The organism is Pantoea sp. AN62 (assembly GCF_050432985.1).
GTDB lineage: Bacteria > Pseudomonadota > Gammaproteobacteria > Enterobacterales > Enterobacteriaceae > Pantoea > Pantoea brenneri.
Window position 1 is genome coordinate 104,175 of the sequence record NZ_JBNPYB010000019.1, and the last position, 7,965, is coordinate 112,139.

Annotated in this window: 4 protein-coding genes and 1 pseudogene; 3 read left to right on the forward strand and 2 right to left on the reverse strand. The window is 53.7% G+C overall.

The window, feature by feature from the left end:
* Positions 1 to 4: 4 nt before the first annotated feature.
* Complete coding sequence (frlA, locus tag FHW04_RS20445) at positions 5 to 1,345, reverse strand: fructoselysine/psicoselysine transporter FrlA (RefSeq protein WP_089562206.1); 1,341 nt, start codon at positions 1,343 to 1,345, stop codon at positions 5 to 7.
* Between the two features lie 725 nt (positions 1,346 to 2,070).
* On the opposite strand from frlA, the gene FHW04_RS20450 reads away from it, so the two are divergent.
* The 3 genes and pseudogenes from FHW04_RS20450 (at position 2,071) to FHW04_RS20460 (ending at position 7,893) form a co-directional block, all read left to right on the forward strand.
* Positions 2,071 to 3,735: a ShlB/FhaC/HecB family hemolysin secretion/activation protein gene (locus FHW04_RS20450; RefSeq protein WP_089562207.1), complete on the forward strand. Its 1,665-nt coding sequence runs from the start codon at positions 2,071 to 2,073 to the stop codon at positions 3,733 to 3,735.
* Positions 3,736 to 3,747: 12 nt separating this feature from the next.
* Positions 3,748 to 4,773, forward strand: a pseudogene (locus FHW04_RS20455) (filamentous hemagglutinin N-terminal domain-containing protein); the annotation flags it as partial.
* Between the two features lie 213 nt (positions 4,774 to 4,986).
* Positions 4,987 to 7,893 (forward strand): beta strand repeat-containing protein, encoded by a 2,907-nt coding sequence (locus FHW04_RS20460; RefSeq protein WP_429274154.1) that lies wholly within the window; start codon positions 4,987 to 4,989, stop codon positions 7,891 to 7,893.
* Here FHW04_RS20460 and FHW04_RS20465 read toward each other — a convergent pair.
* Positions 7,887 to 7,965 (reverse strand): IS1 family transposase (locus FHW04_RS20465; protein WP_001401901.1); only part of this gene is annotated, 79 nt, incomplete at its 5' end. The two genes, FHW04_RS20460 and FHW04_RS20465, sit on opposite strands and share 7 nt — an antisense overlap.

The window sequence follows — 7,965 nt, forward strand, 5'->3', positions numbered from 1 at the left end:
AGGGTTAAGAAACGTGAGCCAGACGGCGATTGCGCTTTTCCCAGAAGGCGTAAGCGGGCAGACCGGTAGCGATGACAATCAGGGCGCAGATAAGCCCCGGAACAGGCGCCCATACGAAGGTAGACGCCACAAGAATCAGGCTGGAGGCGATAGCGGCGAAGGTCATCAGACCGAAGGCGGGCGTGCGCCACAGCGGTTTGTAATCGTCGCGTTTGCGACACCAGATGATGGAGCTGAAGGTGAGGGTGTTTTTAAAACACATTACCAGCGTAAAGTAGCCGAGCAGGCTGGTGAGATCGGAAACGAAGATAAAGAAAATACCGAGTGCGCATTGCAAAATGATCGAGACATCCGGCGTGTTGAATCGGGGATGAACGTGAGCAAAGCTTTTGAAAAACAGCTTGTCTTTGGCCATCGCATATTCCAGCCGGGGCTGATACATCACACAGCTGGAGAGCGAGCCGAGGATGACAATAATGGCCGTCACCGCGACAAAAATACCCGCTACGCTACCGAGCGCCGGTATATAGGTGAGGGCATCGGAGAGCGGCGTTTCGGATGCAGCCAGTTTGTCGAACGGCATTAGCCCTGAAATCACCAGCGCTAACAGCGAGTAGAGCACCAGAACCAGCAGGCAGGATCCAATCAAGGCGCGTGGCATCGTTTTGCCCGGATTTTTGATTTCGCCGGTCATGTAACAGATCGACGCCATGCCGGTATAGGACCAGCTGGTGGCTGAAATCCCCGCCAGCAGTGCCATAAAGCCTGCTGTCGCGCTGGTCGTTACCGTACTCTGCGCGACGACAAAGTTGTCACCTTTTAGCCAGAAGATACCGATGCCGATCACGATGACAAAAGGAATGATTTTGGCGATGGTGATCAGCGTCTGAAAGGTGGCTCCGCCTTCTACCGAACGCAGATGCAGCAACATAAAAGCCAGTATCAGCCCGGTCGCTACCAGCTTGCCGCTCAGCGGATCGAGTGGGATCAGAAAGCCGAGGTTACTGACAATCGCCAGCGCCATGATCGAGAGTGACGGCGCATCATTTGCCCAGAAGCTGGCCCAGCCAGACAGAAATGCCAGCGGACGACTGCCGGCGTTTTTCAGGTAAATATAATCGGCGCCGTTCTCAGGATAGGCAGTAGAGAGTTCCGCATAGACACACATCTGGGGAATGACGATAAGCCCGCCAATAACAAATGCCAGCACGGTAAGCCACGGTGTGCCCGCCGCTTTTGCAACTTCACCCACCGAAACGAAGATACCGGAACCGACGGTGGTTCCGACGGAAATTGCCAGCACGGCCCAGAAGCCGAGCTTGCGTTGCAGATCCTGGCTTTCCATATCGTTACCTTTTTTAATTTTCAGGGTTGTAGGGTTACGAGCAGCTCGTCGAAATAACGCCAGCAGAAAGCCGCATGTCCCTGAACGGCGCGGGTCATGGATAATCAGCCAAATGATTTAGTAACGAGATGACTCATAACCAATATAACAACACAAGATGAATGTGATTGGCGAGGCAGATCACAATTTCATCACAATTGGCGACGATGAAAGCTTATTGGCAATCAATACATTGATTTATATGAATATAATATTTCTGACGGGTAAAGCCGGGAGCATGCGACTCGTCATTACGCAGCAATGTCGGAATCAGTCGGTAAACCCTGAATTTCGCTGTGGTAGCGATTAAACGTCAAAACCCACCAGCGCCAGGCTGGTACTGTTTTTTTGCGCTTTTTAAGGCGGATATTCGCGTTATCTCTACCACTAATCTGTCGGGAGAAAGAAATTCTGGTAAATGATTGGTTAATAATTACAGTAAATTCTGACATCCGATGAAATACCCTCAGCGTAACAATTAATAGTTCACCCAGCGATTCAACAAGTAAGAATATTCAAAACACCTGCCTATTTAACTTAAGTAACGACATCCCACTCATTATTTTAGCTGTAAAAAACTATTCTCGTTATTTGTTCATTATCACTTTTATCCGATTGTTGAGATGTTATTCTGCGTTTCCTTACAAATGGATTATTTACAATCACAATTACTTAAGCATTTAACTATGATAGCCAAAACAGGGAAGTGGCGGATATTGCTTGCCGCACTAATAACTTTTCAGGTTTCAGCTGCGCCGCTGAGCCCGGCAGACCGCGATCAGATTCAGGAACAACAGCAACAACGCCTGCAGGATAATCAGCAGCAGCGCGATACGCTGCTAAATGCGCATCAGATTACACTGCCTGCACTGTCTAAGGATGATCCACAGGGCCCCTGTTTTCCAATCCAGCAAATTATTATTGCGCACGCAAGCCTGTTATCTGAAGCGACCACTACACGTCTCACGCAACCTTATCTGAATCAGTGTCTGCATTTAAGTGAAATTAAACAGCTCATACGTAATATTTCCGAATGGTATATTCAGCGCGGTTATATCACCAGCCGCGCTTTTTTAACCGAACAGGACCTGACACAAGGTAAGCTCAGTATCACGGTGCTGGAAGGTAAACTGGAAAGTATTCGTCTTGAGGGCAGTGCCTCTCGCCAGCTAAAAATGGCATTCCCGGATCTGGAAGGCAGGATCCTTAATCTGCGGGATATAGAGCAGGGCATGGAGCAGATTAATCGGGTGCGAAACACGCCGGTACAAATCGAAATCCAGCCTGCGCCACAGCCGGGCTATTCCATTGTGAATCTCACCGCTAAACCGCAGTTTCCGCTATCCCTGATGCTTAACGCTGACAATAGCGGACAGAAGAGCACCGGCACCGGGCAACTTTCCGCGTCACTGACAGGAAATAATCTGCTGGGCATTGCCGATCGCTGGTTTGTCAGTGGAGGGCGGAGTAGCGCCTTTAGTGAGTGGCGTGACGCGCAAAATCTCCAGGCAGGCGTCAGCGTGCCGTATGGCTACGGTCTGCTGGATTACAGTTACAGCTGGAGCAACTACCACAGCAGCTTCGTTAACAACAACTTCAGCTGGCTAAGCAACGGAGACAACGTTTCTCATCGTCTGAATGGATCATGGGTACTGTTCCGTAATGGAGATGTCAAAACCGGGGTGCAACTCGGTCTGAATCACTATGTCAGCCACAACTACCTCAACAGCACACTGCTTCAGAGCAGCAGTCGCAAGCTGACCAGCCTGCAGGCTGGCGTTAATCATACCCAAAAAATCTTTGGTGGCGTCGCCACGTTTAATCCGACGTTTAGCCGCGGAATGCCGTGGTTTGATGCGGAGAGCGATGCGGGTAAATCGGACGCGTTACCAAAAGCAGAGTTTCGTAAATGGAGCCTCAGCGGCAGTTTCCAGCGCCCGGTAACACAGGATGTGTGGTGGCTCAGCAGCTTTTACAGCCAGTGGACGCCCGATCGTCTGTATGGCAGTGAACGCCTGACTATTGGTGGTGAAAGTTCGGTGCGCGGCTTTAAAGAGCAGTATCTCTCTGGCGACGTCGGTGGTTATCTGCGCAATGAACTGAACTATACCCTGCTGACATTACCGGTTATCGGCCAGGTTAACAGCACGCTGGCGCTGGATGGCGGCTGGCTGAAGCGTGACCAGCAGGATCCTTACGGTTCAGGTTCTTTATGGGGCAGTGCAATCGGCATCGGCACCCGCAATCAAACCGTCTCAACCCAGTTCACGCTGGGCATTCCGGTCAGCTATCCCAGCTATCTCGCCCCGGATCATCTCAACGTTTACGCCCGCGTCACCCTGGTTTTTTAAGAGGCAAAGATTATGGATAATCGTCAACCCGTTTCACTATCACGCCGTCTGCTCAGTTATCTGGTATGTGGTCTGGTCGCCTTTCAGCCGCTTTTGCCTGCTTTTTCAGCGGCCATTACCCCGGTCACCCCAGGGACAAAACTGGATGCGGCGGCTAACGGCGTGCCGGTGCTCAACATCGCGACGCCGAACGGCGCGGGGATTTCCCATAATCAGTACCAGCAGTACAACGTCGGGCAGGAAGGACTGATCCTGAATAATGCCACCGGCCAGCTTAATTCAACGCAACTCGGCGGTCTGATCCAGAACAACCCCAATCTGAAAGCGGGCCATGAAGCGCAGGCGATCATCAATGAAGTCACCGGCGCGAACCGATCACAGCTGCAGGGCTATACCGAAGTGGCGGGCAAAGCGGCCAATGTGATGGTCGCCAACCCTTACGGCATTATCTGTAACGGCTGCGGCTTCATCAACACGCCGAACGTCACGCTCACCACCGGTAAACCGCAGCTGGATGCAAACGGCAATCTCTCTTCTCTGGATGTCACTAAAGGCTCGATCACCGTTGAAGGCAAAGGGCTGGACGGCAGTCAGAGTGATGCGCTGTCAATTATTGCGCGCGCCACCGAAATCAACGCCGGTATTCACGCCAAAGATTTAACGGTCACAACCGGGGCCAACCGCGTCGGTGCGGATGGTTCCGTAACGCCGATTGCCGGTGAAGATGCAGCACCGTCGGTGGCGGTGGATACCGGCGCGCTGGGCGGCATGTATGCCAACCGTATTCACCTGGTGTCGAGCGAGAAGGGCGTCGGGGTAAATCTCGGCAATCTGGTGGCTAAACAGGGTGATATTCAGCTGGATGCCAGCGGCAAACTGGTGATCAATAACAGCCTGAGCAGCGGGGCCCTGACGGCGAAAGCAACTTCGGTAACGCTGACCGGCGAAAACAAAGCGTCCGGTCAAATCACCGTAGCTGCGCAACAGGATGCCACGTTAAGCGGCACTAAGCTGGTCAGTGATGCCGGCATTACCGTCTCGGCAACGGGTAGTCTGACATCCGGCAACAGCAGTATCACTGCCGGACGCGGCATTAAGCTGAATGGCGCATCCATCACCGCAGATAAGCTCGCTATCGCTAATGCAGGCGACGATATCCAGCTTCAGGCGCAAAGTCAGCTCAGCAATAGCGGTCAGTTTACCGCCGGCAAAACCCTGTCGGCGACGGCACAGCAGGTCAATAATGGCGGCATGCTTATCGGCAGCGCAACCAGCGTAAACGCGGCTACATTGCAAAACAGCAGCGGTGCAACGATCGCTGGCTCCGGCAGCCTGACGTTCAGTGGACATGATCTGCTGAACCAGGGGGTAATTTCAGCCCCTGTGCTGACAATAGACAGCGTCACAACCAGCAACCACGGCCTGCTACAGGGCACGAATGCGCTCAGCTTTACCGGAAACAGCTTCCATAATCAGGCAGGCGGTACGCTTAGCTCAAACAACAGCTTTGCACTCAACCTGCCGGATCTCTATAACAGCGGGCTTATCTCCAGTGGGGCAACGCTGTCACTGGGCGGCCAGAATCTGACCAACAATGGCGAAATAAACGCAGCGGATCTTACAGCGTCTACTGCCCATCTGATCAACCAGCAGGGCGGATCGCTGTTGGCGGAGCATACGCTGCAACTGACCAACGATTCACTCAGCAATAACGGAAAAGTGACGGCTACGCAGTTGGGCCTTAGCAGTGCAGAGGTGGACAATAACGGGACGCTACAGGCAAAGCAGGCGATCCAGACTGCAGGCGAGCGGTTAACCAACAGCGGCAGGATACTCAGCGACGGTCAGCTGGCGATCACCTCAGGCAATCTGCTGAACAGCGGCATGCTGCAGGGGCAGCAGCTAACGTTCCGGACAAACGACTGGCAGAATAGTGGCAATGTGCTGAGCCTGGGTGACGCTGATCTTATCGCCGCGACGCTGAACAACACGGGCAGCATCCTGAGCCAGCAAGCACTGCAACTTGCTGGCGCATCCACAGACAACGACGGGCTGATTCAGGGCACGCACGCGCTGCGTTTCAGCGCTGGCCGCCTGATTAACCGCGGCAATGGCACCGTCAGTTCAGACAACAGCTTTGCGCTTAATCTGCCGGAATTCACTAACTACGGATTGATAACCAGTGGCGCCTCGCTGACGCTGGATGGCAATAGCCTGACCAATGCTGGTGAAATCAACGCCACCGATATCACCGCAAATAACGTTAATCTCATCAACCGGCCGTCTGGTCTGCTGCTGGCCGATCACGATCTGAATCTAAAGAATGCCTCACTGGATAATGCCGGCCAGATGGCAGCAGATCGGCTCAGTATTAACAGTGGCGTAGTAGACAACAGTGGGATGTTGCAGGGTAAGCAGTCTCTGCAAACTCACGGTCAGCAGCTGACCAACAGCGGAACGTTACTCAGTGGCGGCCAGCTAACGACCGCGGCCGATCGGCTCGATAACAGTGGGTTGTTGCAAGGTCAGCAGCTAAAACTGACGGCCCGCGACTGGCTGAATCGGGGTAATGCCTTAAGTGCGGCCGACGCTGAACTGACAGCAGAGACGTTAAGCAACAGCGGCAAAATACTTGTTCAGCAGCAGGTTCAGTTGCAGTCTGGCAAGACGGATAACAGTGGCTGGCTGATGGCCCAGGTTCTCACGTTACAGAGTGATTTAATTAACAGCGGCCTGATTCAGGGAAATAACGCGTTTACGTTGAAAGGCGATCGGCTCGTCAACCAGACCAGCGGACAATTGCTTACCGCCGGTAACCTGCAAGCCCAGGCCACCACGCTGGATAACCAGGGTTCACTGCAGGCCAGTCAACTCGGCCTGACGCTGCAAAATTTAAACAATGCGGGCAGCGCGCGGGCGGACGCGCAGTTTACTGCCGACGTTAGCGGATCGCTGGTAAACAGCGGCACGCTGTTAAGCGAACGCAACCTCGACCTGCTCAGCAGCGAAATCAGCAACAGCGGCTCCCTGGCTGCAGATCGCCTCAGCGTTACCGCAGCACAGCTGACCAATGCAGGCTTGCTGCAAGGCAATAGTGCGCTGACGCTGGATAGTAAAAATATTATTAATGCCAGCGGCGGCCAGCTGATTAGCGGCAGCGATCTTGATCTTGCTCCGGCTGAGCTGACTAATAACGGACTGCTTCAGGTCGCTGGCAACTTTAGCCTCACTGGACGCGACTTTAGCAACAGTGGTCAGCTCACGGCCGCCAGCATCAACGCCCAGCTGAACGGCACGCTGAACAACAACGCCGCAGGATTGTTGTTAGCGCAGCAGCGGGCTGAGTGGCACGCTGACAGGCTGGACAATGCCGGTACGTTTGCTGCTCAGCAGCTTAGCGCAACCGGTGATACGTTGAATAATCAGGGGTTATTGCAGGGTGATGCCGGTGTTTCTGGCGACTTCCGTCAGCTCAACAATCTCAGCGCGGGTCAGATACTGAGCGGTGGCGAACTCATGCTGAAGGGCGTCGCCGCCAGCAATCAGGGTGTCTGGCAAGGCAATAATCTCACTTATCATTTCGACTCGTTGACTAACAGCGGCACGGTGAACGGGTTTGCGTCACTGAGTGGATCGTCTGACGGGCTGCTGGATAACCGCGGCGATCTGCGCTCAGGCGGCAGCGCCACGCTTGCGGCATCCACTCTGCTCAACAGCGGTAAAATGATGGCGGATAACCTGGACCTTCGCGGGGATACGCTGGAGAACCGCGGGTTGTGGCAGGGAAGCGCGGCACTGGATATCCAGGCTAACGGTACGTTGGCTCAATATGCCGGCGGTAAAGCACTGACGGCTGGCGATCTGTGGTTGCAGGCTACCCGTCTGGATACGGCAGGGACGTTGCAGGGCGATAACCTGCACGTCAGCGCCGGTAGCTGGCAACATCAGGGTTCTCTGCTGAGCAGCAGCGGCCTGATGGCGTCGGTTAGCGGTGAGTTAAGTAATAGCGGTGAACTGCTGTCACAGGGAACAGCACAGGTTAATGCTCAAAGCCTGGTAAACCAAGGATCGTTACTGGCAGAAAAAGCCGTAAATCTTAACGGTGGTGCGCTTAATAACAGTGGTACCGTGCAGGGGGTAATGACTCCAACTTATTGATAGTGTTTTATGTTCAGATAATGCCCGATGACTTTGTCATGCAGCTCCACCGATTTTGAGAACGACAGCGAC